The sequence below is a fragment of the Streptomyces sp. NBC_00631 genome, assembly GCF_045206895.1.
Taxonomy (GTDB): domain Bacteria; phylum Actinomycetota; class Actinomycetes; order Streptomycetales; family Streptomycetaceae; genus Streptomyces.
In genome coordinates this window covers 3,476,191-3,499,756 of record NZ_CP107734.1, presented here as the reverse complement: position 1 = coordinate 3,499,756, position 23,566 = coordinate 3,476,191, and the positions used below count along the sequence as shown (strand labels likewise).

Genomic DNA, 23,566 nt, shown 5'->3' with positions numbered 1-23,566 from the left:
TCACTCCCCGTGTGGGTCCGGCTCCGAGGCCGGTTCCGCACCGGCCGCCGCCCGGCGCTCCCGCCATTCGCGTACGACCTCCTCGACGTCGTACGGCTTCTTGCCCAGCGGGGGGCCGGGCGGCGGCCTGAACATCATGTCGCGGATCTTCACGTTGACCTCGGTGATGATCCTGCGGACGATCCGCTCCGACGGCGCCGCGTAGGCGGCCGCCAGCGCATCCTCGGCCTCCTTGCGCAGGGCGAGCGTCGGCGGCAGCGCCGCCAGACCCTCCCGGGCCATCTTCCGCCTGATCCACCACAGTTCGTCGTACGGCGCCTCCAGCGCGGCGGGCAACGGCTCCCCCGCGCCCGGCAGTTGATCGAACTCCCCGCGCCGCTGGGCGTCTTGGATCTGCCTGTCGACCCAGGACTCGAACGGCACCCCGGGTGGCTTTCGCTCGGTCATGACTCCATTGTGCCGGACGCGGGCTGGCCGGGCGTTTTATCATGCGCCGGAGATCCACGAATGATTCAGGAAACGCGCAGGGGGAACGCACGTGCTCGAACTCACCATGGCCTCCGTGTCCGGAGAAGCGGGCGAGACGGCCGGAATGCTCATGGCCGACGCGCCCAGCGACCCCGGCGCCGTGCTGCGGGTGGGCCGCGACGCCTCCGTCTGCCGGCTCGCCACGCCCGACGACTGGCTGTTCGTCTCCCGGGTGCACCTGGAGTTCCTGTGCGGACCCGAGGGCGGCTGGCAGGTCTCCTGGCTGCGCGGCTCCCAGGCCGAACCCTCCTCCGAGGTGCTGCTGAAGGTCGGGGAGTACGCCCAGGCCATCACCTACGGCGGCACGGTCGCGCTGCCCCGGGGCGGCTCCGGCGAGATCGTCGTCCGGGACCGCACCGCCCCGCGCAGCGTCAACGTGGGCTTCTACCACGAGGGTTGAGCACGCCCCGGCGGGCGGCTCAGCCGGGTCAGTCGAGGACCCGCGCCAGCGCGAAGCCGTCGTAGCCCTTGCTGCCGACCGTCTGGATCGCCGTGCCGGTCAGCCGCGGGTGGGCGGCGATGAGCTCGATCGCGGCGCGGGTGCCGACCACGTCCGGCTCGGCGCTGCCGCCGTCGACGACCCGGCCGCCGCGCACCACGTTGTCGATGATGATCAGGCTCCCGGTGCGGGTGAGCCGCAGCGCCCACTCCACGTAGTGCGGGTTGTTCGCCTTGTCGGCGTCGATGAAGACCAGGTCGAAGGGGGCAGGGTTCTCGTCGGCGAGCTTGGGCAGCGACTCCAGGGCGGGGCCGACCCGCACCTCGACGGTCCTGTCCAGGCCGGCGCGGGCGATGTTGCGGACCGCGATCTCGGCGTGCCGGGCGCTGTACTCCAACGAGATCAGCCTGCCGTCGGCGGGCAGGGCGCGAGCCAGCCAGATGGTGCTGTAGCCGCCGAGGGTGCCGATCTCCAGGATGTTCCGGGCGTCCTGGATCTGGGCGAGGAGCTGGAGCAGTTTGCCCTGGTTGGGGGTGACGTTGACATGCGGGAGCTCGTTCGCCTCGCTCTCCCGCAGGGCCGCCTGGAGCGCCTCGTCGTCCGGTGACAGGTGGCTGGTGAAGTAGAAGTCGACGTCGTCCCAGAGCTGTGAGCCGCTCATGCGTACGCTGCCTTTCGCCTATTCAGATGGCTGTCCGGTGACAGCTACCTGGATAGCACTACTGAGGCGGCGGGCGCGCCGGTGATCCACCGCCCCCGTGCCGGGCGGAACTCAGCCGATCGGCGCAGGGGGCGGCGGCGGCCCGGCCGGCGGGGGCGGGGGCTGCACCGGCGGGGGCGGCGGCGCCGGGCGCCGGGAGCGTCGTACGGCCCTCAGGGCGGTGACCGTGACGGTCACCAGCAGCGCGGTGCCGAGCGTCAGCAGCCACGCCGGGATCCCGGCCACCTCGCGCAGCCGGTCCGCGTAGACGACCTGCTGGAACGGCGTGTCCGCGGACGCCCGCCGCAGCACGTGGTCGCCGGAGATCCGGGCGGGATACGGGAACTCCTGGCCGACCGCCGTCAGGTAGGGGGTGCCCGCGGCCAGCGCGCCCAGCTCGCCGGTGGGGCGGCTGAGACGGCCGGCGTAGACGACCCGCGGGCGCTCGCCGCCGATCGCCGAACGCGGCTCCATGCGGTGCGCGGCGAGGACGTACAGGCCGAGCGACTGCGGGGTGGCCGAGAGTGCGGACAGCCGCATCGGGTAGACCGGGCGTTCGCTGGCGAAGGCGAGGTGGAGCGGGTCGAGGGCGCCGTGCAGCGCGGTGGCCGCGGTCGCGGGGGCGAGTCTGACCGCGACGTACTCCCAGTGGTCCGCGACGTAGGGCTGGAGCGCGGTGTTCAGGCGGGGCGGGAAGGGGAAGCCGTTGCTGCGCAGCCAGCCGTCCAGGGCGCCGGAGTCGGTGGCGGTCAGCTGGGCCACGTCGAACGGGCCGAGCCGCTGGCGGTCGACCACGCCGACGCCGGGGGCGGTGGCGGCGCCGGCGCCGGGTGGGCGGCCGGTGGGGTCGGCACCGCCGGTGGTGAGGGGCCAGTCGCCGTTCTCGGGCCAGAAGTGGTAGCGGGTGCGACGCGCCGGAGCGGTGAGGGTGTGCAGCTGGTCGAAGAGGGCGGGGTCGGCGAGGGCGACGGTGGCGCGGTGCGGGACGGGCATGATCCAGGCGGCGCGCTCGGCGTCGCCGCCCACCGTCAGGCGCATCACGATCTGTTCGCGGGTGCCGTCCCAGCGCAGGACGGATTCCTCGCGGCCGACGGTGATCCGGTGGGTGGCGTCGGGGACGAGGGCGCCGCAGGCGCAGGCGAAGGCGGGGGCGGCGAGCCAGCCGAGCTGGATGGTGGTGAGGACGAGGAGGACCGCGAGCAGACGCGTGCGCCGGCGGGGTCGCCGTTGGCCGATCATGGAGCGATGCCCTCCGCCCTACCGTCGATCAGGACTACAGACGGTATAGCGGAGGGCGTGGTTCCTGAGGCCGTTCCGGACAGCCACCGTCTGTCTACCGACGGTACGGGCCGACGGGGCGGATCGTTCGAACGGCGCAGGTGAGTGGGGGCCGTGAGGGAAGCTGAGCGTGTCCGTCGGCTGCGGGCCGGTGGGGGCTGAGCGCGCTCACGCGGCGGAGCCGCATCAGCCCCGCGTCCCTGCCATGAGTGCTTTCGTCAGGACGCTTCCACCGAAGGCGCCGAGCCCGGAAGGGGCTTGCCTGCTGTTTCGGCCATGCGCCAGGCGGCGAAGCCGCCCACTACTGCCGCGGCCATCATGTAGTACGCGGGCATCATCAGGTTTCCCGTCGCTCCGATCAGGGCCGTCACCGCCAGGGGGGTGGTGCCGCCGAACAGGGAGACCGAGATGTTGAAGCCGATCGACAGGGAGCCGTAGCGGACCCGGGTCGGGAAGAGGGCCGGGAGGGCGGCCGGCATCGCTGCCGTGAAGCAGACCAGGAGGAGGCCCAGGGCGCCCATGCCGAGTGCGACCGCGAGCAGGCTGCCCTGGCGGATCAGGAGGAGGGCCGGGACGGAGAGGGCCAGGAAGCCCGCGCAGCCCGCCGCGATCACCGGGCGGCGGCCGACGCGGTCGGTCAGGGCTCCGGCGAACGGCTGGACGATCATCATCAGCGCCATCACGCCGAGGACGACCAGGAGGCCGTGCGTCTCGTCGTACTTGAGCTCACTGGTGAGGTAGCTGGGCATGTACGACAGCAGCATGTAGTCCGTGACGTTGAAGACCAGGACCAGGGCCATGCACAGCAGGAGGGCCCGCCACTGGCTGGTGATCATCTCGCGGAGGGGGACCTTCGGGCGGGACGCCTCCGCCTTCTCGACCTCCGCCGCGAACGCCGGGGTCTCCTCCAGGCGCAGTCGCAGATAGAGGCCGATGATGCCCATCGGGCCCGCGATCAGGAAGGGGACGCGCCAGCCCCAGGAGGTCAGGTCGTCCGTGGACAGCAGGGCCGTCATCAGGGTCACCAGGCCGGCGCCGCCGATGTAGCCCGCCAGCGTGCCGAACTCCAGCCAGCTGCCGAAGAAGCCGCGCCTCTTGTCCGGCGCGTACTCGGCGATGAACGTGGAGGCGCCCGCGTACTCCCCGCCGGTGGAGAAGCCCTGCACCAGGCGGGCGGCGAGGAGCAGGAGCGGGGCACCGACGCCGATCGTCGCGTAGGAGGGGATCAGGCCGATCGCGAAGGTGCCGGCCGCCATCATGATCATGGTGAGGGCGAGGACCTTCTGACGGCCCACGCGGTCGCCGAGCGGGCCGAAGACCATGCCGCCGAGCGGACGGACCAGGAAGGCCGCGGCGAACGCGCCGAACGTCGACAGCAGCTGGGCGGTCGGGTTGCCGGACGGGAAGAAGACCTTGCCCAGGGTCACCGCGATGTAGCTGTAGACGCCGAAGTCGAACCACTCCATGGCGTTGCCGAGCGCGGCCGCCTTCACGGCGCGCCTGACCAGAGCGGGGTCGGTGACGGTGGGGGCGGGGGCCTTACGGGGGCCGGGGAGCCGGACGGACGGGGTGACTGCTGTGACGGTCGCCAAAACGGGGCTCGCCTACCTTTCGTGGGGGACAAGGGGCGCGGCCCGTACGGCGATGGGCGGGCCGAAAAGCGACGATAGGAGTACTTGGGGGCGTTACGTCGCGTACGCATTTACGTGCGCAGTGCAGCTAAATGTGCTGTATGCAGGGACGTCTGCCCGCCTCGGTGGCCGTACGCGCGGCGCGCAGTGTGATCCTTGTCGCGCTCCGTGGACGCAACCCCACCGCCCACGCACTGTCGTCTTCAGGACAAAAGGCGGGCGGATGTCAGGTGAAGAGGGAGTTGCCTGCGTCTGTGTCCAAAGGCGGTGGGAGCCTGATCAGGGTTCTCAGAACGATGTGCGGGACGCGGCGGGAGGCCGGCGAGGCGTGGCGAACGTGGAGCATGGCGGGGGAGCGGGGGAGTCTTTCGGTGCGGCGGAGGCCGGGGCGCGGTTCAGAATGGTCCGTCTCGGCCTGTGGGCGGTGGCGGCGATCCTTGTCCTACGGCAGCTGGCCGTCGTCCTCGGCACGCCGAGCGGGGACCGGCTGACGGACCTGGAGACCTGGGTCGGCCCCGACGGCGTGCTGCACGTCAAGGGGTCTCTGTACGACTCGACGCAGTTCACCGGCACCCCCTTCGGCGGGCTGGTGCTCAAGCCGCTCACCAGAGCCGCCGAGCAGGCCCTCGGCTGGGGCTGGACCTTCGGCACGCTGCTGCTCGTGGTCGCCCTCGGCCTGGTCGCCGCCCGCGCGCTGCCCCAGCCGGTCAGCCGCCGCACCTCGCTGCTGGCCGCACCGGTCGCGATCAGCCTGCTGATGGTCTCGCTGCCGGTCCGCAACACCCTCTGGCTCGGGCAGACCAGCATCATCCCGGTCCTGCTGGTACTGCTGGGCTGCTTCGCCGCCCGCGGGCAGCGCGACAGCGGGCTGTGCATCGGCCTGGCCGCCGCCCTTCAGCCTGCCCTGCTGCTGTTCGCGCCGCTGCTGTGGTTCACCGGCCGCCGCCGGGCCGCCGTCACCACCGGCGCCACCTTCGCCGTGTGCACCGCGCTGGCCTGGGCGGCGATGCCGCACGACTCCTACACCTACTGGGTCCACCACATCGCCGGTGTCGGCCTCGGCGGCGAGGCCGACGCGCTCGCCAACCAGTCGCTGCACGGTGCCCTGCTGCGGTTCGGGCTGAGCGGCCCGCTGGAGATCGTCCTGTTCCTGGCGCTCGCCGCGGCCGTGGCCACCCTCGCGCTGCGCCGCGCGGTGCGCTACGCCCGGGACGGGCAGCTGCTGCTCGCGGTCGCGATCACCGGCTGCGCGGTGGTCGCGGTGTCACCGGCCGCCTGGCAGCACCAGCTGCTGTGGGTGCTGCTCGCGGTGGTCGGCCGGGCCGGACGGCGCGCCGCCGACCGGACCGTGTGGCCGGTCGTGGTCGTCCTCGTGATGACGCTGCCCGGCAAGGCGATGCTGCCGAACCAGTCGCTCTTCGTGCCCGTGCGCGACAACACGATCCTCCTCGCCGCCCTCGCCGCGGCCACGGTCGTCCCCTTCCTGTCCCGCACCGCCGCGGAGTTCGTCCGCCCGGTCCCGACGGACTACGCGCAGCCGGTCCCGGCCCGCTTCCGGCAGGTCCCGCTCGCCCCCTCGCTGCGCCGGGTCCTGACCCGCCCCAACCTCTTCCTCGAACTGGTCGCGATGCGGTTGGTCTACTTCGCCTACCAGCAGATCCGGCTCGCGGCCGCCGGGGACGGCAACGGCACCTCCGGGCGGGCCCGCGCGGAGCGCCACGGGCACCAGATCCACGACATCGAGCGGTTCCTGCACCTCGACATCGAGCACTGGGCCAACCACACCGTCTACGGCGTCGGCTGGCTGCGGAACTTCCTCGACTTCTACTACGAGTCCTTCCACTTCGTCGTCCCGCTGACGGTCCTCGCCGTCCTCTACGTCCGCCGCCCGGTCGACTACCGCTGGGCCCGCACCGCCCTCGGCTTCGCCACCGCCTTCGCCCTGATCGGTTTCTGGCTCTACCCGCTGGCCCCGCCCCGCCTGATGCCGGGCCTCGGCATCATCGACACGGTGCACGGTCCGCAGGACTTCGCCAAGCCGGACTACGGCACCCTCACCCAGCTGACCAACCAGTACGCGGCGATGCCCTCGCTGCACTTCGGGTGGGCGCTGTGGTGCGGGATCGTCATCGCAGTCGTCGCCCCGAAGTGGTGGCTGAAGGTGCTCGGCCTGATCCACCCCCTCTTCACGGTCTCGGCGATCATCGGCACCGGCAACCACTGGGTCCTGGACGCGGTCGGCGGCGCCGCGGTGGTCGGCGCGGGCTTCGGCGTGGGCTATCTGCTGCAGGGGCCGCGGGCCCGCCCGGGGCGGACGGCGCCGATCAGCCAGGAGGAGCCGAGGGCGGTTCCGGCGCCGGGCTGACACGCGCGAGGCGCTCCTGGAGGCGGGCGTGCCGGAACTGGTAGACGGGGCCGACCGTGCGCAGGAGGTTGCGGCGGCGGGCGTCCTCCAGGAAGGCGACGAGGCGGACGGGGGTGCCCTGGGTGATGCGGAGCTGCAGTGCGGTGAGGCCGGTGGCCACGGCGAGGTTGGCGAACGGGCCGGACAGGAGGGCGGCCCAGAGGGCGGCTCCCAGGGTGTTCTGGGCCACGGGCCAGAATCCGAACCGCAGCGCCCGCAGCGGGCCTATGAACAGGGCCACGGCAGGCCCGACCAACAGGCCCAGGACCAGCCGGAGCCCGATGTGGTGCCGCCACACCTCGCGTGGCCCGATCGACCGGCCCGCGGAGGGCGGACGCGGGTTGAGCAGCTTGCGCAGGCCCTCGGACCGGTCTCCCGAACCGAGGGCGAGGAAGCTGCCCGCCATGATCCGGTGGCCGGGGCCGGTGACGAGCACCGCCGCGTATCCCGAGGGCAGGGCGACGAGCCAGCAGACCCACGCGGGCACCGGGAAGCCGGTCACGGGGAAGAACTCCAGACCCAGCCCGCACAGCACGAAGACCGCCACCCCCATGCCGAGCGACTTCGGGCTGAAGATGTCCCGCCACCCCGCACTCGCGAGCGGCTGCCGGTCACCCAGTGTCCAGACCCGGTGACCGGCGATGAAGCCGGCCATGACCGTCAGGAACGGCACCGACAACAGGGCGAAGGACGGTCCCGGCGCCTGCCACAGACCGAAGGCTCCGACGAGCCCGTAGAAGGGGCCCACCACGCATCCCACGGCGATCGCCCGCGACCGTCGGTTCCCCCACCCCGGGATGTGCCACCACCGCAGATCCCGGGTGCCCTCCTCGGTCAGCCGTACGGCGATGTGGCGCAGGGTCCGTTCGGCGGTCTCGGGGGAGTAGCGGGGACGCCGGTACCCCGGTCTCGGGGTGTACGCGGCGGTGACCGCATGGTCGAGAAGGTGGTCCTCGATGTCCACCGGGCGCGGGAACCGGGTCGTGTCGAGGAGTTCGTCCACCGGGCCGTCGGGGGAGTAGGCGTCCCGGACCAGGGAGACCACCAACGGGCTGGCCAGGGCCCGGGCGACGGCGCTGTCCGGTTCCTCCCGGACGCGTCCGGCGAGCGCCCGCCAGGCCGGCGGGGGCGGCTCGGGCACGGCGTCGAGCAGGTACGCGACGGCGTCGGCGCGCTCCACCCGCTGGAGCTCCAGGGCCACGGCACCGCCCAACCGGGCTTTGCGGGCGGTGCGTTCGGCCGCCCTGGCCCGGGAGACCAGCACCAGCCGGCAGGGCGCCGGTTCCAGCGCGCTGACCATGGCCGCCCGCAGCCGGCCCTCGACCTCGTCGAGTCCGTCGAGGACCAGGGAGATACGGCCCTCGGCCAGCAGGTCGCGGGCCCGCTCCCGGCCGTCCCGGTCCCGGAACAGTGTGTAGCGTCGCGACAACTGTCCGGCGGCCCAGTCGACCGCGCGCTCCTCGGCCGGGTTCCAGTCCTCCAGCGGCAGCAGGACCGGTACCGGGATCCGGGCCCGGACGCCCGGGTCCGGCTGTGCCGCGCGGTACCTGAGCGCCGCCAGGAGCAGCAGGATGGCCGTCGCGGTCTTGCCGACCGTGGCGGGGCCGATCAGCAGGACGCGGCCCGAGGCCAACCCGCCGTACACGTCGTGCAGTTCGGTCAGGCCACCGCCCTCGCGCAGGCGCTCGCCGGTGGTCGCGGCCAGTCCGGGAAGCGGATCGAACCGCGCCCGTCCAGCCTCGGTGGTCGCGCCTGCGACCCGGCCCGCCACCTTCCGGCCGGTCACGCGCCACCGCACCGGCAGCGGTGCCGGATCCAGCAGCCGTCGCAGCCCGGCCTCCTCGTTCCACTGCTCGGCCACCGCCCGGGCCAGGTCGTCGGCGGCGATGTCGAGCGGCGCCCGTTCCTGGGTGCGGAACTCGACGTTCATACGGCTGTTGGCGCCGGTCTGGATGGCGGCGCCCCCATGGAAGACGTTGCCGGTGACGGCGCCTCCGCCGGTGGATCCGACCCCGCCGGTGGATCCGGCCCCGCCGGTGCCGGCTCCGCTCACCCGTCGTTCCCGAAGGTGATCGTCTGGCTGCTGTGGTCGCCGGTCTGGATGACGGTGTTGCCGTTGAAGACGTTCCCGGTCACCGCACCCCGAGCGCCCTGATCAGATCCGAACTCGCGCTCCAGCTCCCGGAGTCCGGCCACGAGCCGGTCCCGGTCGGCTTCCCCGAGCGTCTCCAGCAGGGAGCCGAACTCGCCCTGCCACAGCCGCGCGTGCACCCCGCGCACCCGCTCCCGCTCGCTCTCGTCCGCCGCGTCCAGCACCGCGGCCGTCCGGTCCAGGCGGTCCAGCGCCTCGCTCTCCCGCTCGGGGTCACCATGGCCCAGGAGCCGAGCGCACCTGGTCCGGAACCAGGCCCAGGCGTCCGTGGACGCGGCCTGCACCACGGTCGTACCACCGGCCGCCGCGGCCGCCGCAATCGCTTCCGTCAACACCGTCGGTGCCTCCCCCGTCCTCGCCACGACCCAATAGGCAGGGTACAGAAAGGAGTTGAGCGACACGGCGGCCGAGCGGCCGGCCGGCTCCGCTACAGCCGCTGGATGATCGTCCCGGTCGCCAGGCCGCCGCCCGCGCACATCGTGATCAGGGCGAACTCCTTGTCCGTGCGCTCCAGTTCGTGCAGGGCGGTGGTGATGAGGCGGGCGCCGGTGGCTCCCACCGGGTGGCCGAGGGCGATCGCGCCGCCGTTGACGTTGACCTTGTCCAGGTTCTGCTCGAAGACCTGGGCCCAGCTCAGCACCACCGACGCGAACGCCTCGTTGATCTCGACGAGGTCGATGTCCTTCAGGCTCATGCCGGCCTTGCCGAGCACCGCGCGGGTCGCGTCGATCGGGCCGTCGAGGTGGAAGTGCGGGTCGGCGCCGACCAGGGCCTGGGCGACGATCCGGGCCCGGGGGCGAAGCCTGAGGGCGCGGGCCATCCGCTTCGACGCCCACATGATGGCCGCCGCCCCGTCGGAGATCTGGGACGAGTTGCCCGCGGTGTGGATCGCGGTGGGCATGACGGGCTTCAGGCCCGCCAGCGCCTCGGCCGACGTGTCGCGCAGCCCCTCGTCCTTGTCGACGAGGCGCCACATGCCCTGTCCGGCGTGCTGCTCCTCCTCCGTCGTCGGCACCTGCACGGCGAAGGTCTCGCGCTTGAAGCGTTCCTCGGCCCAGGCGTGTGCCGCCCGCTCCTGCGACAGCACCCCGAGCGCGTCGACGTTCTCCCTGGTCAGGCCGCGATTGCGGGCGATGCGCTCGGCGGCCTCGAACTGGTTGGGCAGGTCGACGTTCCACTCGTCGGGGAACGGCTTGCCCGGCCCGTGCTTGGAGCCCGAGCCCAGCGGCACCCGCGACATCGCCTCCACCCCGCAGCTGATCCCGACGTCGATGACCCCGGCGGCGATCATGTTGGCGGTCATGTGCGAGGCCTGCTGCGAGGAGCCGCACTGGCAGTCGACGGTGGTGGCCGCGGTCTCGTACGGCAGCCCCATGGTCAGCCAGGCCGTACGCGCGGGGTTCATGGACTGCTCGCCGGCGTGGGTCACGGTGCCGCCGACGATCTGCTCGACCGCGTCGGCGGGGATGCCGGTGCGGCCGAGGAGTTCTCGGTAGGTCTCGCCCAGGAGGTAGGCGGGATGCAGATTGGCGAGCGCGCCACCGCGCTTGCCGATGGGGGTGCGTACGGCTTCGACGATCACGGGTTCCGCGGCCATGGGGGCTCGGTCCTCTCCTCGGTCACCCGCGCGGCGCAGGGGCGTCCCGGCCCGGCCCGCCACGCAGAACTAGAACGCGTACTAGTTCTGTGTGCAGTCTGCTGACAGCGCGTCCACAACCGCAAGGGGGTTGCATGCAATTGGGGTGACCGTGCCCCTTGCGACTTGTAGAACCCGTTATTACCTTCACGGCAGTCGGCCTTTTCTGATGGACCGTCAGAATGCGCCAGCAGCACTTGTCCAGGCTCGTACACGGTGGGAGTGAGTCGCCATGCCCTGTCCCGCGCTGCCCGACGGGTTCGACCTCACCGACCCCGATCTGCTCCATCACCGGGTGCCGCTCCCGGAGTTCGCCGAACTGCGCCAGGCGGAACCGGTCCGCTGGATCGAACAGCCGCACGGCCTCGCCGGCTTCGCGGACGACGGCTACTGGGCCGTCACCCGGCACGCGGACGTCAGGTACGTCTCCACGCACCCCGAGATCTTCTCGTCCTGGCTCAACACGGCGATCATCCGCTTCGGCGAGCACATGCAGCGGGACGCCATCGACGCCCAGCGGCTGATCCTGCTCAACATGGACCCGCCCGAGCACACCCGGGTCCGCCAGATCATCCAGCGCGGCTTCACCCCGCGCTCCATCCGCGCCCTGGAGGACCGTCTGCGCGCCCGCGCCGGGGCGATCGTCGAGGCGGCCCGCGCCCACGCCGGCCCCTTCGACTTCGTCACCGCGGTCGCCTGCGAGCTCCCCCTCCAGGCGATCGCGGAACTGATCGGCATCCCGCAGGACGACCGGGCCAAGATCTTCGACTGGTCCAACAAGATGATCTCGTACGACGACCCGGAGTACGCGATCACCGAGGCGGTGGGCGCCGAGTCCGCGACCGAGCTGATCGCCTACGCGATGAACATGGCGGCCGACCGCAAACAGTGCCCGGCCAAGGACATCGTCTCCACCCTGGTGGCGGCGGAGGACGAAGGCAACCTGAACTCCGACGAGTTCGGCTTCTTCGTGCTGATGCTCGCGGTGGCAGGCAACGAGACCACCCGCAACGCCATCACCCACGGCATGCACGCGTTCCTGACCCACCCCGACGCCTGGGACCTCTACAAGCGCGAGCGCCCGTCGACCGCCGCCGAGGAGATCGTCCGCTGGGCCACCCCGGTCAACTCCTTCCAGCGCACCGCCACCCAGGACACCGAGCTGGGCGGCAAGCTGATCCGCAAGGGTGACCGGGTCGGCGTCTTCTACGCCTCCGCCAACCACGACCCCGAGGTCTTCACCGACCCCGACACCTTCGACATCACCCGCGACCCCAACCCCCACCTCGGCTTCGGGGGCGGCGGCCCGCACTACTGCCTCGGCAAGTCCCTGGCCGTCCTCGAAATCGACCTGATCTTCAGCGCGATCGCCGACGCGATGCCGAACCTGCGCCTGGTGAGCGACCCGGACCGGCTCCGCTCGGCATGGATCAACGGCGTGAAACACCTGCGGGTGACGACGTCGTAGCCCCCTCGACCCGGGCCGACGGCTCCCGGCGCCGCCGGCCCGTCCCGAGGGAGGCAGGAGCACCCCCTCCCTACGCCCCGTTCCTGCCTCCCCCGAGACGCGACCCTCCCCCGGGACGCGACGTCACTCCCGCCCCGAGGCGATCAGCGCGAGTGCCCCGGACACGGCCGCGGCCACGGCCAGCGGGACCCCCGGACTGTGGCGGAGGATCAGCCAGGCGCCCAGGACGGCGCCGGCGAACAGCGCGGCGACCGCGGCCGCGCGGCGCGGGGAGCGGTCGCTGCTGCCGTCGCCGAGGCGGGACTCGGAGAGAAGTCCGGTCAGGGTGGTGGTGAGGACCGTGGTCGCCGTGAGGTCGCGCACGCCCAGCTTGCGGACGTTCGCGTTGCGCAGGCCCATCGCGAAGGCGGTCAGCGTGATCAGGACGTACCTGGTCGCCGTGGTGCCGGACCAGGCGAGGGCGGCCACTGCCGAGACGGCCAGCAGGGCCGCCTCCACGGCCAGGGTCACCCGCGTCCACCGCCGGCGGGAGCCGGCGCCGAACCGGGCCGCGACCCGGCCGCCCACCGCCGCTCCCAGCAGGAAGGCGGCCAGCGACGTCGCCGAGCGGGGGACGGAGAAGCCGGGCGTCCCGGCGGCCGCGAAGCCGAGGATCACCACGTTGCCGGTCATGTTGGCGGTGAAGACATGGCCCAGCCCGAGATAGCTGACGGCGTCGATCAGGCCGCTCACCAGCATCAGCGCCAGCAGTACGGCCACCAGCCGCACACCGCGGGTCTCGGGGTCGCGGGGCGGGGTGGCCGTCGTCATCGTTCCTCCGGCGGGTGGCTGGCTCCGGGCCCAGTGCACCACGTCCGGGCATACGGCGGCACCCTCGCCCAGGAGGAGGGAGGCGAGGGTGCCGTGGTTCAGGGGCGCGCGGCGCCGGGGATCGGCGGCGGGTGCGTGGCTCGGCCGCGATCGACCGCGGGCGCGCGGTCCGGCCGGCTCAGTACCAGCCGTTGGCCTGCCAGAAGCTCCAGGCGGCGGTCGGGCTGCCGTAGCGGGAGTTCATGTAGTCCAGACCCCACTTGATCTGGGTGGCGGGGTTGGTCTTCCAGTCGGAGCCGGCAGACGACATCTTCGAGCCGGGCAGGGCCTGGACCAGGCCGTAGGCGCCGGAGGAGGAGTTGGTGGCGGAGGGGTTCCAGCCACTCTCGTGCTCGACGATCTTGCTGAACGCGTTGAACTGCGCGGCGTCCGGAATCATCTTGTGCGCGATCGCCTGGGCGGAGGAGGCCGACGCGGGGGCGGCCTGGGCGGGCGCCGCGGTCAGGGCCATGCCGGCGGCGGCAGCTGCCACGGCGGCGGTGGTGAGGGCCTTCTTCGGGGAAGCGATGCGGCGGATGAAGGACACGGACACGGAGAACCTCGTTCGTCGGGGACAGGGAGTCGCCGTGTGCTCCGGAACCACCCGCGGGGCGGTCCGTGTGCGTCGGCGCCGCGGCCCGCTGTGGGCTCGTGGTGCCTGGCGACGTCGTCCAGAGAAGCAGGCCGGAACCCCGTCCGCAATCACCCCTTTTACTAGTGGTGGTCGCATAAGTGGCGATGGTCCGTCGTGTGGCGTGGCTCTCAAACCGCAGGTCAGTAAGGGTGGCGAAACGGACATAACGGAAAGGTCTGACTACTGTTCCGGATCGTAGGTGACGTGCGTCATGTGGGGTGCTTCACCGGTCCCGTCACCGCGCGCGTACGACGCCTCACGTCCCGGGACCGTCGAATGTGACCGCGGTCTCGAAGGCGGCCCTCCGAGTGGCCCGGCGCAGCGCCCGCAGCAGCGCCGGACCGAGAACCAGGGTGAGCACGACCGTGCACAGGGCCCGGCCCAGGTTCCAGCCCATGGCGGTGGCCAGGCTGTAGGCGAGGAAACGGGCCAGGTTGGCGGCCGGCCCGGCATGCGGGTCGAAGGCGATGTCCGACGCGGTGCCGCTCAGCAGCGGCCAGCCGGCCAGGTCGACGACCGCGCCGTAGGCGAACGCGGCCACAAAGCCGTAGAGCGCGAGCAGCGCGAGCTCTCCCCGCCCCCGCAGCCGCTCCGGCCCCGGCAGCAGACCGGCCCCCATCGTGAACCAGCCCATCGCCAGCATCTGGAACGGCAGCCAAGGCCCCACCCCGCCGGTGAGCAGCGCCGACGCGAACATGGTGAGCGAGCCCAGGGTGAACCCGAAGCCCGGCCCGAGCACCCGCCCGCTCAGCACCATCAGGAAGAACATCGGCTCGATCCCGGCGGTGCCGGCACCGACCGGCCGCAGCGCCGCCCCGGTCGCGGCCAGCACGCCCAGCATGGCGACCGCCTTCGGACCGAGCCCCGACTCCGCGATCGTCGCCGCCAGCACCGCGACCAGCAGCACCAGCAGGCCGGCGAAGAGCCAGGGCGCGTCCTGGGCGTGCGAGGCGATCCGGGAGGAGGGCGGGGCGAGGAAGGGCCAGCCGACGGCGACCACCCCGACGGCGCTGACGAGGAGAAGGGCCACGAGGGAGCGGGGGCCGAGCCGCACCGGGCCGGTCATGCCAGCGCCTCCCGGACCTGGGCCACGGTGAGCCACCGCTCGGGCGCGAGGATCTTCGTCACCTGCGGTGCGAAGGACGGCGAGGAGACGACGATGTCGTCGGTCGGCCCGTCCGCGATGACCTCACCCTCCGCGAGCAGCACCACCCGGTGCGCGAGCTCCGCGGCCAGCTCCACGTCGTGCGTGGCCAGCACGATCGCGTGCCCGTCGGCGGCGAGCCCGCGCAACACACCCACCAGCCGGGCCTTCGCCGCGTAGTCCAGGCCCCGGGTCGGCTCGTCGAGGAGGACCAGCGGCGGCCGGGCGGTGAGGACGACGGCGAGCGCGAGGGCCAGCCGCTGCCCCTCGGAGAGATCACGGGGGTGCGTGTCGTCCCCGACCCCGGGCAGCAGACCGGACACGAGCCCCCGGCAGGTACCGGCCGCCGCCCCCGCGTCCCGGTCGGCGGCCGCGCACTCGGCACCGACCGTGTCGGCGTACAGCAGGTCACGGGGTTCCTGCGGGACCATGCCGACGAGGCGGACGAGGTCACGCGGGCGGGTGCGGTGCGGGACCGCGCCACCGACCCGCACCGCGCCGGAGCCCGGCGCGACCAGCCCGACCAGGGCGCCCAGCAGCGTGGACTTCCCGGCACCGTTGCGCCCCATGAGGGCGATGGTCTCCCCGGGGGCGACGGTGAGATCGACGCCCCGCAGTGCGTCGACCCGGTCCCGGCGGACGGCGAGGGAGCGGACCTCGGCGAGGGCGGCCGCGGGGCCCGCCGCGGACCGCTGCTCCGGGACCCGCCCGGCGAGGCGGTCCCGCAGCCCGGACGCCGCCGCCCGGCGCCGGGCGTCCCGCACGGTCATCGGCAGCGGCGACCAGCCGGCCAGCCGGCCCAGCTCCACCACCGGCGGACACACCGGCGACACGGCCATCACCTCGGCGGGCGTCCCGCACACCGGCGCGGCCCCGTCCCCCGGGAGCAGCACGACCCGGTCGGCGTACTGCACCACCCGCTCCAGCCGGTGCTCGGCCAGCAGCACCGTCGTCCCCAGGTCGTGCACCAGCCGCTGGAGCACGGCCAGCACCTCCTCGGCGGCGGCGGGGTCCAGGGCGGAGGTCGGCTCGTCGAGCACCAGGACCGCGGGATGCGGGGTGAGCACCGACCCGATCGCGACCCGCTGCCGCTGCCCGCCCGAGAGCGTGCCGATCGCCCGGTCCCGCAGCTCGGCCAGCCCCAGCAGATCCAGGGTCTCCTCCACCCGCCGCCGCATCACGGCCGGGGCGATCCCCAGCGACTCCATCCCGTAGGCGAGCTCGTCCTCCACCGTGTCGGTGACGAAATGGGCGAGCGGATCCTGGCCCACCGTGCCGACGACGTCGGCGAGTTCGCGCGGCCGGTGGGTACGGGTGTCCCGGCCGGCGACCGTCACCCGGCCGCGCAGGGTGCCGCCGGTGAAGTGCGGCACGAGCCCGCTCACGGAGTTCAGAACCGTCGACTTGCCGGTGCCGGACGGGCCGACCAGAAGGACGAGTTCACCCTCCGGCACCTCGAAGTCGACGCCCTGGACGGCGGGTCGGGCCGCGCCGTCGTAGGTGACGGAGACGTCTTCGAAGCGGATCACGACGGCTCCTCCTTGGAAAGGGCCTCGGGAAGGATCAGGGCGGGCAGCAGGCCGAGCAGCACGGCGGCCGCGGGCCACAGCGGAAGCGTGGGGGCGACAAGCGGTACGACCCCGGGACGCAGGGCGTCCGGATCGCGGACCGACGCCAGGGTGAGCAGGGCGGCCACGGCGGCGCCCGCCCCGGACACCAGCCAGGCCCGCGCGTCCCAGGGGTCCGGCCGGTAGCGGGTGCGCGGCGAACGCCGGCCGCCGAGCCGCAGCCCCGCCAGCGCGGCGGCCACCCCGGCCAGCAGCACGGGCAGGCCGTAGCCGCCGCCCTCGGCGGCGAGCAGCCCGTAGGTCCCCGCGCAGACGCCGAGCAGACCGCCGAGGGTGAGCGCGGCCGTCGTACGGCGGACCCGGTCCGGGACGTCGGCGCTGCGGCCGTACCCGCGCGCGTCCATGGCGGCGGCGAGGGCGACCGAACGCTCCAACGCGCCCTCCAGGACCGGGAGTCCGACCTGCAGCAGGCCACGGACGCCGGAGTCGGGGCGGCCGCGCAGCCGGCGGGCGGCCCGCAGCCGCTGCACGTCGGCGACCAGGTGCGGCGCGAAGGTGAGGGCGACGACGGCGGCCACGCCCAGCTCGTACAGGGCGCCGGGGAGGGACTTGAGCAGCCGGGCCGGGTGGGCGAGCGCGTTCGCGGCACCGACGCAGACGAGGAGAGTGGCGATCCTGAGGCCGTCGTAGAGGGCGAAGGCGAGCGCCTCGGCGGTGACCTTGCCGCCGAGGCGGATGCCCTGCGCCCAGTGGGGGAGCGGCACTTCGGGGAGGGTGACGAGGGTGTGCGCGCCGGGGACGGGGGAGCCGAGGACGACGGTGAAGGCGAGGCGGACGAGGAGGACGGCGAGGGCGAGCCTGGCGAAGGCGGCGTAGGAGCGGGACCAGGGGGCGGACCGGGTTCGGCAGGCGGCCACGACGTAGGCGGTGACCGTGATGAGGAGGGCGAGGAGGAGGGGGTTGGTGGTCCGGGACGCGGCGACACCGAGGGAGAGGGACCAGAGCCACCAGGCACCGGGGTGCACGGCGCGGGAGCGCGGGGGCCGGCGCGGGGGCAGGGCCGCTCGCCCGCGCTTGCGGGGTGCCTCCCCCAGAGGGGGTACCCCCAGCGCCCACCCTCCCCCACGCTCGGCTTCGCTCGCACGGGGGGACCCCCATCGCCCCAGCGGCACGACTGCCCGCAGGCTGTGCAGGGGACCGCAGCGCCCCGTAAGGGGCGCGGGGAACCGCGCGGTCAGCCCCCACCGGCCCGCGGTGGCGCGACTGCCCGCAGTCAGGACGTGCCCCGTCAGGGGCGCGGGGAACCGCGCGAGAAGTCCCCACCGGCCCGCGGTGGCACGACTGCCCGCAGCCAGGACGTGCCCCGTCAGGGGCGCGGGGAACCGCGCGGTCAGCCCCCACCGGCCCGCGGTGGCGCGACTGCCCGCAGCCAGGACGTGCCCCGTCAGGGGCGCGGGGAACTGCGCGAGAAGTCCCCACCGGCCCGCGGTGTCAGGCATTTCTGCGCCGCCGTGTCTGCCAGAAGGCTCCCGCGGCGAGGACCATGACGACTCCCGCACCGGCCACCAGTCCCAGCGACGGTCCGCCGCCCGACGTCGTACCCCCGGCCCCCGCCGCCACCTTCTCCCCGCACCCGCGCGCCGGATACCCCCCGATCGCACACAGCAACGCGTTCGTGTCGTACCGCAGCGGCTTCGCCACCGTCGCCAGTGCCTCCGCCGTCGTCGCGTCCTCGGACACCACCGCGCAGGCCGTCCGCCGAGCCGGCGGCCGTTCCCCCGAGGGCGCGTCCGCCGTCGTACCGAAGTCGACGACCAGCCCCACCCGCTTCCGGCCCCCGACGGCAGGCGTCTGCGCGCAGATCGTCCCGAAGTCCGCCGTGCCGCGCGGCCGCGACGCGTCCCCCGAGTCCTCGCTCACCGCGAACCGGAGACCCTCGACCGAGCCGTCGGCGGGCCGCGTGGTCGAGGGCCCCTGCGTGGCGTACGTCCAGCGCGCGCCGTCCCGCTCCCAGAAGGACCAGTAGCGGTAGCCGGTGGCCGCCGCCGGCCCCGCGGCGGCCGCGTACAGCGTCAGCGCGGCCAGGAGCAGCAGCGCCGCACGGCGGGCCGCGGTCACAGCTGCTGCTGCTTCCGGCGCCCGCTGAACAGGAAGCCGATGCCGATGCCGGCGACGAGACCGGTGCCGACGACCCACCACACGCCGGTGCCGGACTTCGCCTTCTCCTCGGTGTGCCGCGCAGCCGACCGCGGGGCCGGTCCCGTCGCGTTCAGCGCCGTCACCAGGTTCGTGCCGCCGAAGGCACGCGGGTCCGCGCCCATCGCGTGCGCGGCGAGGATCAGCTCGGCCCAGGCCGCGGGCCCGCTCTGCTCCGCCCATCGCGCGGCGTGCGCCTCCAGCCAGGCGTACGGCTTCCGCGCCTGCTCCGTCCAGCCCCGCGCGGCCATGGCGACGACCGCGTCGGCGGTGTTGCCGTAGTCCGGCTGGGACTTGGCTCCAGCGAGTGCGGAGACGAGGTGGCCCGTCCCCGACGTGGCGTCCGCCAGGTACGCGGCGCCGTTGCGGGCCACCTCCTCCCGGGTGAGTTCCTTGCCGGAGCCGGCGCAGCCACGGCCCGCCGCCGGGGCTTTGCCGGCCGTCGTCACGAACCCCTTGCCGAGGGCGCCGAGCACCCCGGCCGCGGTCGCGTCGGCGTTGGCGGTCAGCTTCCCCTGCTTGTCCGGCTGGTACGCGAGGGCGCCGCCGCCGTCCTGGCCGCAGGGCACCGACCACTTGGACAGGAGGCCGTACGGCGACCTGTCCGCGCTCTCACCGGCCGCCGTGAGCGCGCCGATCACCACGGCGGTGGAGTTGGTGTCGCTGGGCGAGCCCGGGGTGTAGCCCCAGCCGCCGTCCTTGTTCTGCACCGACTTCAGCCAGATCACGGCCTTGTCCGCGGCGGCGTCGTGCCCGCCGGCCGCCTTCAGCGCCTGTACGGCGGCCGCCGTGCTGTTGGTGTCGACGGTCACCTTGGTGTCGCAGGCCGCCGTCGGCTCGGCGCGGAACGCGGCGAACGAGCCGTTCGCGCACTGCTGCCCGGCCAGCCAGTCCACCGCCTTCGCGGCCGGGGTCACCCCCACCGCGCGCTGGGCCAGCAGGGCGAGGGACTGGCGCCAGACGCCGTCGTACCGGGGGTCCGAGCTGCCGTACAGACCTGACGGGAGGACCGCCGACGCGGACGCGGACGGGGCGTCGGCGGCCAGTGCGGTCGTCGCGGGTGTGGCGGTACCGATGACGGCGGTGGCGGCCAGCACTCCGGCGGTGCGGCGGAGGACGGTCATGGTCGGCGGGTGCCTCTCCCTGCGGGGAGCCGGGCAGCACGGGACACCCCGGCGGCTCGGCTCCGTAAACCTCGACGGTGCCGTGCGACGACGGGTGCCGGCGCACCTGAGCCGATCAACGTCCCGGGCGGGGTGGTCCGGCTCGCCACAGCGGGTCTGTGGCGCACGGACAGGGGTGTCCCCGGTTCGAGCGAAGCCGAGATGTGGGGAAGGGCCAGCGCCGGAATTGCACCGGCTTCCCCCGTACGGGTGATGACGACCCAGCTACCTTACCGGTCGCCCGCGGAAGGCTGAGAGGGGGCTGTGCGGTGCGAAGGAGGCTGGACCGTCTCGTTATGGTCATGCCATGACGGGGAGACTGCTCGGGTCGGGGCGTTCGGCCGACGTGTACGAGCTCGACGAGGCGTGGGTGCTGCGCCGGGACCGGGACGGCTGGGGTGACGCGGCCGCCGAGGGCGCGGTGATGACGTACGTACGGGAGCACGGGTATCCGGCGCCCCGGGTGCGGCCCTCCGCGTCCCGTACCGAACTGGTCATGGAGCGGCTGTCCGGGCCGACCATGCTCGCGGCGCTGCTGGCGGGGGAGATGGGCGCCGGGGAGGGCGGCGCGCTGCTCGCCTCGCTGCTGCGGCGGCTGCACGCCGTGCCCGGCCGGGATCCGGCCCGCCCCGGCGCCCGGGTCCTCCATCTGGACCTGCATCCGGACAACGTGATGCTGACCCCCGACGGCCCGCGGGTCATCGACTGGACCAACGCCGAGGACGGGCCGCCCGGGCTCGACTGGGGGATGTCCGCGGTGATCCTCGCCCAAGTGGCCCTGGGCGCATATCCGTTGGCACACGACCTGCTGACGGCCCTGCTCGCCGATCCGGGCGAGCTGACCGAGGAGGGACTGGCGGAGGCGCTGCGACGGCGGGCGGCCAATCCGACGATGAGTCGAGGGGAAGTCGAAGTGCTCGCAGCGGCACGGGAGTTGGTCCGGGCGATCGCCTTCTAGCGTCGCGGCGCAGGGCTACCCGCGCGCGAAGCTGTGACTCCGCTCCACTTTCGCCACATGCAGGGTGTAGCTCTCGTACCACTCGGCCCGCCCGCGCTTCTGCGCCGCGCGGTGCTCCGCGTTGGTCCGCCACTGGGTGAGGGCGTCGGCGTCACGGAAGTACCCGACGGTGATGCCCAGCCCGCCGGGGGTCTGCGCGTGGTCCATACCCAGGTACCCGGGGATGTCCTTCACCAGCTCTTCCATGCGCGCGTCCGTCTCGCCGTAGCCGCTCTGGTCCTCGGTCCGCACCGCGGTGAAGACAGCCACGTAGTAGGGGGGTTCGTAGGCCTCGACGGGCGCGACAGGCGCTTGCGAGTGCTGGGTCATGGCGCCACCATAGGGCGCCGGCGCGGTGTCAGGCCGCGTTCGCGAGCGGTGCGATGCCCGCCGACAGGTGGCGGGCCATGCGGCGCAGCGCGTCGTCGCAGCCGGCGGGGGTCTCGCCGACCGCCACCCACAGGGCCAGCCGGTCGGCGACGGTGGCGTGCGGGCCGGCGGTGACGTGGTTGCCGGTGTGCTGGGTGAGGAGCATGCGGTCGGCGCCGGGCTCCTGGGCGGCGTCGGGGGAGAGGTCGAGGCGGTCGAGGCGGCCGGTGGCGGCCGGGTAGGCGAACTGGATCGCCGCCGCCCGCTGCCGGGTGGGCGTCGTGTCCGGCACCTCGCCGGTGGCCAGGGCGGCCTCGGCCTGGGCGAGATCGACGCCGGTGGCCCGCCGGACGAGGAGCGGGATCAGGTCGCCCGGCAGATACGGGGCGACGTCGGTGACCCGGGGGCCGCGGTCGGTGAGAGTGAGGCCGATGTGCAGGACACCCCGGTCGACGCCGAGGGCGTGCACGGTGCGGTCGACGGCCAGGCGCAGGAAACGGTTGTGCAGCAGGCCGTCGTGGGCGTGCACGGTGTGCCGCAGCGGCTGCCGGGCGGGCGCCGGGCCCAGGGTCGTACGGGTGATGGCGGCGATGCGGATCTCGCCGTCGAGGACGACCGTCTCGGCCGAGACACGGGGCGCCCCGGGGTCACCCGGGTCACCGGTGGCAACGGTGTGGCCGGCCGGGAACGCGCGCAGCGCGGGCGGGTCGCCACAGGCGACGGCCGCGGCGAGGGAGGCGCCGGGCAGCCCCAACTGCCCGGCGATCCTGGCGGCGACGACCGCGTACTCGCCCGAGTGGGTCAGCACGCCGCGGACCCGGTGCCGGGCCGCGAACCGCATCACGGCCGACGCCGTGGCGCCGCCCTTGCCGGGGTCCGCCGCGAGGTGGCCGGCCAGGTACGGCTGTGCCCAGTCGGGCGGCGCGGCGTCCACCAGCAGCACCGGACGGGCCGCGGCGATGCGCGTCAGCACGAACTCGTCGTACGCGCGCCGGCGGCCGGCACCGAGGAGCAGGACGGGCTGCGGCATCGGTTCGCCTCACCTTCTGGGGAGGAGGCGGGCGGCTGGTCGCCCCGGATGCCGCTCCCCCACGGGCGGCACCAGGGACGGGTAGGTTCGACCGTGGCCTGGTGATGTGATCCTTTCGTGTCGATCCGTCACATGTCAACGATTACTGCCCCCTTGGGCAGTGGTCCTTGTCATGTCTGGTGGGCGGCACCGGTGATTCGATAGCCTCGCGTCTGCTCGGCCGACCGACCAACCACGTGTGTCCAGGGGGACCTTGGTGAGTGACGCCCATGTCCCGCTGGCCGGCGTACTGGAACGGCTCGGGGAGCTGACCGGACGTCCCGGACGGCTCTTCGAGGTGCTGGACGTGGCCGACCTGTCGTACCGCACCGGGATCCCGGTCGCGGTGGTCACCGAACTCCTCGCCGGCGGGGCCGCGCCGGAGGTGGGGCTCGCCGAACGGGTGCGGCAGCGGCTGGACTTCATCCGCGAGAACCGGCGCCGTCCCGACGGCAAGCGGTACTCGCTGGGCGAGCTCGCGGCGATCGCCGGCACCAGCAGGCAGTGGCTGAGCGAGTGGCGCAAGAGCGGACTGCCGAGCCTCGAACACATCGACCGGCTGCGGCGGTTCTTCGGTCTGCCGGCGGGGTTCTTCACCGCCGACGAGCCCGAGGCGCTGCACGAGGCGCTCCAGCCGGTGCTGCAGGGCCTGGAAGTGCGGGCCGACCCGCTCTCCCGGCTCCGCGAGAGCGGCCTGGTCCGCCTGGCGGCCCGCGCCCCGCAGATGAACGCCCGCCAGCTGGCCACTCTCGCCGACCTGGCGGAGATGCTCATCACCGCCGAGGGTGCCGTCAACTGAGCCTCGGGCAGGCGGGCTTCAGCCGCCCGCCGTGGGCGTCGGCCCGCCGAACGGCAGCACCAGGGTCCGGGACGCCAGCAGCCAGCCGCCGTCGAGGCACCGGAACCGGTCCTCGTAGTGACCGACCTGCACGGGCGGCCCGGCCGGCACCATTCCGCCGTCGCGTCCCCCGTCGTGACCGTCGACCCGGTACGTCTGGAAGTAGGACGTGGCGGTCGCCGTCTCCGGTCCCGTCACCGTGACGAGGATGTTGGACATCACGCGCCGGGAGAGCCGGCCCGGCGGCCGGGAGCCGAAGTACGCGGCGAGCGCCGCCCGCCCCTCGGCCCGCCGCCCGTCCCCGGGCGGCGGCCACTCCCACCAGCCGTCCGCGGTGAACAGCTCGGCCACGGAGGACGGTTCGCCGAGATCGAGACGGCGGACGAAGTCGATGACGAGACGCTCGCAGGCGCGTTCGGCGAGGAGCCGTTCCAAGGGGTCCATGAGGCTGTCTAACAGCCGAAGGGGCAGGCCGCCGAACGATTTTCACGGCCACGTGAACG

The 23,566-nt window shown here is 73.6% G+C and carries 22 protein-coding genes; 5 read left to right on the top strand and 17 right to left on the bottom strand.

Annotated features, from left to right (window positions below; translation table 11 throughout):
• A complete protein-coding gene (locus tag OHB00_RS16120; protein ID WP_406435489.1) occupies positions 1–447 on the bottom strand; it encodes a DUF1992 domain-containing protein in 447 nt (148 codons plus the stop codon).
• A 91-nt stretch (positions 448–538) separates the two neighbouring features.
• Here OHB00_RS16120 and OHB00_RS16115 point away from each other — a divergent pair, with 91 nt between their 5' ends.
• Complete coding sequence (locus OHB00_RS16115) at positions 539–928, top strand: hypothetical protein (protein ID WP_406435487.1); 390 nt, start codon at positions 539–541, stop codon at positions 926–928.
• A gap of 28 nt (positions 929–956) precedes the next feature.
• On the opposite strand, the gene OHB00_RS16110 is transcribed toward OHB00_RS16115, so the two are convergent.
• From OHB00_RS16110 to proP, 3 genes are all read right to left on the bottom strand, one after another.
• Positions 957–1,628 (bottom strand): O-methyltransferase, encoded by a 672-nt coding sequence (locus OHB00_RS16110; protein WP_406435485.1) that lies wholly within the window; start codon positions 1,626–1,628, stop codon positions 957–959.
• Positions 1,629–1,739: 111 nt separating this feature from the next.
• Positions 1,740–2,906, bottom strand: coding sequence for a DUF2330 domain-containing protein (locus OHB00_RS16105; protein WP_406435483.1), 1,167 nt, complete (start codon positions 2,904–2,906; stop codon positions 1,740–1,742).
• Positions 2,907–3,163: 257 nt separating this feature from the next.
• Positions 3,164–4,537 (bottom strand): glycine betaine/L-proline transporter ProP, encoded by a 1,374-nt coding sequence (proP, locus tag OHB00_RS16100; RefSeq protein WP_406435481.1) that lies wholly within the window; start codon positions 4,535–4,537, stop codon positions 3,164–3,166.
• Between the two features lie 367 nt (positions 4,538–4,904).
• On the opposite strand from proP, the gene OHB00_RS16095 reads away from it, so the two are divergent.
• Positions 4,905–6,941: a bifunctional glycosyltransferase 87/phosphatase PAP2 family protein gene (locus OHB00_RS16095; protein ID WP_406435479.1), complete on the top strand. Its 2,037-nt coding sequence runs from the start codon at positions 4,905–4,907 to the stop codon at positions 6,939–6,941.
• Here OHB00_RS16095 and OHB00_RS16090 read toward each other — a convergent pair.
• The 3 genes from OHB00_RS16090 to OHB00_RS16080 form a co-directional block, all read right to left on the bottom strand.
• Positions 6,901–9,033, bottom strand: coding sequence for a hypothetical protein (locus OHB00_RS16090; protein WP_406435477.1), 2,133 nt, complete (start codon positions 9,031–9,033; stop codon positions 6,901–6,903). The two genes, OHB00_RS16095 and OHB00_RS16090, sit on opposite strands and share 41 nt — an antisense overlap.
• Positions 9,030–9,464, bottom strand: a complete 435-nt coding sequence (locus OHB00_RS16085) for a hypothetical protein (protein WP_406435475.1) — start codon at positions 9,462–9,464, stop codon at positions 9,030–9,032. Before OHB00_RS16085 ends, OHB00_RS16090 begins: the two co-directional genes overlap by 4 nt.
• A 95-nt stretch (positions 9,465–9,559) precedes the next feature.
• Positions 9,560–10,729, bottom strand: a complete 1,170-nt coding sequence (locus OHB00_RS16080) for a steroid 3-ketoacyl-CoA thiolase (protein WP_406435473.1) — start codon at positions 10,727–10,729, stop codon at positions 9,560–9,562.
• A gap of 271 nt (positions 10,730–11,000) precedes the next feature.
• On the opposite strand from OHB00_RS16080, the gene OHB00_RS16075 reads away from it, so the two are divergent.
• Positions 11,001–12,236 (top strand): cytochrome P450, encoded by a 1,236-nt coding sequence (locus OHB00_RS16075; protein WP_406435471.1) that lies wholly within the window; start codon positions 11,001–11,003, stop codon positions 12,234–12,236.
• A 123-nt stretch (positions 12,237–12,359) separates the two neighbouring features.
• On the opposite strand, the gene OHB00_RS16070 is transcribed toward OHB00_RS16075, so the two are convergent.
• The 7 genes from OHB00_RS16070 to OHB00_RS16040 all read right to left on the bottom strand — a co-directional run bounded on the left by OHB00_RS16070 (position 12,360) and on the right by OHB00_RS16040 (position 19,751).
• The gene (locus OHB00_RS16070) at positions 12,360–13,046 is read right to left on the bottom strand and encodes a YoaK family protein (RefSeq protein WP_406435469.1); all 687 of its coding nucleotides are present in this window, start codon (positions 13,044–13,046) and stop codon (positions 12,360–12,362) included.
• A 178-nt stretch (positions 13,047–13,224) separates the two neighbouring features.
• Positions 13,225–13,638 (bottom strand): transglycosylase SLT domain-containing protein, encoded by a 414-nt coding sequence (locus OHB00_RS16065; protein ID WP_406435467.1) that lies wholly within the window; start codon positions 13,636–13,638, stop codon positions 13,225–13,227.
• A 337-nt stretch (positions 13,639–13,975) separates the two neighbouring features.
• The gene (locus tag OHB00_RS16060) at positions 13,976–14,785 is read right to left on the bottom strand and encodes an ECF transporter S component (protein ID WP_406435465.1); all 810 of its coding nucleotides are present in this window, start codon (positions 14,783–14,785) and stop codon (positions 13,976–13,978) included.
• Positions 14,782–16,392, bottom strand: coding sequence for an ABC transporter ATP-binding protein (locus OHB00_RS16055; protein WP_406435463.1), 1,611 nt, complete (start codon positions 16,390–16,392; stop codon positions 14,782–14,784). Before OHB00_RS16055 ends, OHB00_RS16060 begins: the two co-directional genes overlap by 4 nt.
• A complete protein-coding gene (locus OHB00_RS16050) occupies positions 16,389–17,489 on the bottom strand; it encodes an energy-coupling factor transporter transmembrane component T (protein ID WP_406445808.1) in 1,101 nt (366 codons plus the stop codon). Before OHB00_RS16050 ends, OHB00_RS16055 begins: the two co-directional genes overlap by 4 nt.
• Before the next feature lie 433 nt (positions 17,490–17,922).
• Complete coding sequence (locus OHB00_RS16045) at positions 17,923–18,549, bottom strand: SCO2322 family protein (RefSeq protein ID WP_406435461.1); 627 nt, start codon at positions 18,547–18,549, stop codon at positions 17,923–17,925.
• The gene (locus tag OHB00_RS16040) at positions 18,546–19,751 is read right to left on the bottom strand and encodes a prenyltransferase/squalene oxidase repeat-containing protein (protein WP_406435459.1); all 1,206 of its coding nucleotides are present in this window, start codon (positions 19,749–19,751) and stop codon (positions 18,546–18,548) included. The genes OHB00_RS16045 and OHB00_RS16040 overlap by 4 nt, the downstream gene beginning before the upstream one ends.
• Positions 19,752–20,097: 346 nt before the next feature.
• On the opposite strand from OHB00_RS16040, the gene OHB00_RS16035 reads away from it, so the two are divergent.
• Positions 20,098–20,748, top strand: a complete 651-nt coding sequence (locus OHB00_RS16035) for a phosphotransferase (protein ID WP_406435457.1) — start codon at positions 20,098–20,100, stop codon at positions 20,746–20,748.
• A 15-nt stretch (positions 20,749–20,763) separates the two neighbouring features.
• On the opposite strand, the gene OHB00_RS16030 is transcribed toward OHB00_RS16035, so the two are convergent.
• A complete protein-coding gene (locus tag OHB00_RS16030) occupies positions 20,764–21,117 on the bottom strand; it encodes an antibiotic biosynthesis monooxygenase family protein (RefSeq protein ID WP_406435455.1) in 354 nt (117 codons plus the stop codon).
• Between the two features lie 28 nt (positions 21,118–21,145).
• Positions 21,146–22,186, bottom strand: a complete 1,041-nt coding sequence (locus OHB00_RS16025) for a hypothetical protein (RefSeq protein WP_406435453.1) — start codon at positions 22,184–22,186, stop codon at positions 21,146–21,148.
• Positions 22,187–22,442: 256 nt separating this feature from the next.
• Here OHB00_RS16025 and OHB00_RS16020 point away from each other — a divergent pair, with 256 nt between their 5' ends.
• Positions 22,443–23,024 carry a helix-turn-helix domain-containing protein gene (locus OHB00_RS16020; protein WP_406435451.1) on the top strand — a complete coding sequence of 194 codons (582 nt, stop codon included), beginning with the start codon at positions 22,443–22,445 and terminating at the stop codon, positions 23,022–23,024.
• An 18-nt stretch (positions 23,025–23,042) separates the two neighbouring features.
• On the opposite strand, the gene OHB00_RS16015 is transcribed toward OHB00_RS16020, so the two are convergent.
• Positions 23,043–23,507: a nuclear transport factor 2 family protein gene (locus tag OHB00_RS16015; protein ID WP_406435449.1), complete on the bottom strand. Its 465-nt coding sequence runs from the start codon at positions 23,505–23,507 to the stop codon at positions 23,043–23,045.
• Positions 23,508–23,566: the final 59 nt, after the last annotated feature.